Source organism: Bacillus sp. LR_5, assembly GCF_042709275.1.
Window position 1 is genome coordinate 1 of record NZ_JAVAXX010000555.1, and the last position, 1,756, is coordinate 1,756.

The window sequence follows — 1,756 nt, forward strand, 5'->3', positions numbered from 1 at the left end:
TATTATTTGTTTATAACTTAACCCCGTTTGAAGAAATTACTCCCTTAAACCAATCGAAGCTTTTCTTCTTATATCTATTCAAATCTCTTAAATTTGTTTCATCTCTGTTTACGAAAACAAAGCCATAACGCTTCTTCATCTCACCTTGAGAGCTTAAAATATCCGTTGATCCCCACGAAAGGTATCCGATAACATCTACACCTTCTTTCATGGCCAGTTTCATTTGTTCAATATGTTCCCTTAGATAATCAATACGATACTGATCTTCCACTGTTTGGTTTTCGTCCAGCTCTTCTCTTACACCAATCCCATTCTCTGTTATGAAAATAGGCAGCCGATAACGGGCATACATATCTTTTAAAGCCACTCTTAAGCCAATTGGATCAATTGCCCATCCCCACTCATTGGTATCTAGTTTTGGATTCGGACATACACCTGAAATAATGTGTCCATCCGTTTCCGGCAGGTGCTTAACCGTTTGACTCTGATAATAGCTGAGGCTTAAGTAATCAACTGTGTTATCCTTAAGTAATTCAGCATCTCCCTCTTCAAACACCGGCATTATGTTGTTCTGCTCAAGATGACTGGTAACATAAGATGGATACTCGCCGTGCACAAATACATCAAAATAAAAGTCTGTCAATAACTCTTTTGCTTTCATATTTGCTATAGCATCTTTTGGATCACAGGTCGCTGGATACGTTGTTAGGTAGGTTACCATTCCTGCCATTTGTCCATTTGGCACTAACTCATGCAGAGCTTTTACCGCCTTAGCATGTGCAATAAAAGCATTGTGGCACACCTGATATCTTAAAGCCTCAACTGATTCATTATCAGCCAATGTAACTCCCCAATATTGCGGGTTTGTTAAAACAAGATTTTGCTCATTAAAAGTAAGCCAATATTTAACTTTTCCTCCAAATCGTTTAAATACTGTCCTTGCATATTTATCAAATAACTCTACGACTTTTCTGGAAGCAAAACCGTTATATTTTTCTGCCAACGCCAAAGGTAAATCAAAATGATAAAGAGTGATAACAGGCTGGATTCCGTTTGTCAGCATCTCATCAAATAATTCATCATAAAACTTTAAACCTTCTTCATTAGGTTCTCCTTCTCCATCTGGAAAAACCCTTGACCATGAAATGCTTGTGCGGTAGGCATTAAATCCCATTTCTTTAAAAAGCGCAATATCCTCTTTATAGCGATGATAAAAATCCACTGCTACCTTCCAATTTGAATGATTATTCTTTACCGGCCTTGCATCTACTATAGACGGGCCCTTCCCCCCCTCATTCCAAGCACCTTCAGTTTGAAAAGATGTTACCGCTCCTCCCCAGAAAAAACCCTCGGGGATAATATTCTTATTATTCATTTCTTTGCACTCCTTAATTGTGAAATAACATTGCAGGCTTACCTCAAGAACATTCTTTCAAGGCGTATGTTTAAGCGAAAAAAGAAATCTTATGTTGTATTACCTTATAATTATCGCTCTCCGCCATTCTGGTAGAGTTCTCTCCAGAATGGTTTTACTGCTTTTGCTGAGTCTTCCGCACAAACACATCTATTACGCACCACTATAGAGCAGGAACATAAAAAGCGGAAGCAGGCTACATTTGATAAACCTTAGGTGCATCCTGCAAACAAATAACGGTCTAAGTCAGATCTAGTATTCTTAGTTCAAAACTTCACTTTTGTAGATTTTTCTCAATATCATAATCCCACACATAACATAGAGAGAAGGAGCAATGAATAT

Annotated in this window: 1 protein-coding gene; it reads right to left on the reverse strand. The window is 37.9% G+C overall.

Translation table 11 applies throughout. The annotated features are described in order from the left end of the window. Positions 1-10: 10 nt before the first annotated feature. On the reverse strand, positions 11-1,375 hold the full coding sequence (locus RAC86_RS38395; protein WP_015251931.1) for a glycoside hydrolase family 1 protein: 1,365 nt from the start codon (positions 1,373-1,375) through the stop codon (positions 11-13). Positions 1,376-1,756 lie beyond the last annotated feature (381 nt).

Coding starts and splice junctions, on each gene's coding strand:
- RAC86_RS38395 (WP_015251931.1), bottom strand. CDS start 1,375: ATGAATAATAAGAATATTATCCCCGAGGGTTTTTTCTGGGGAGGAGCG.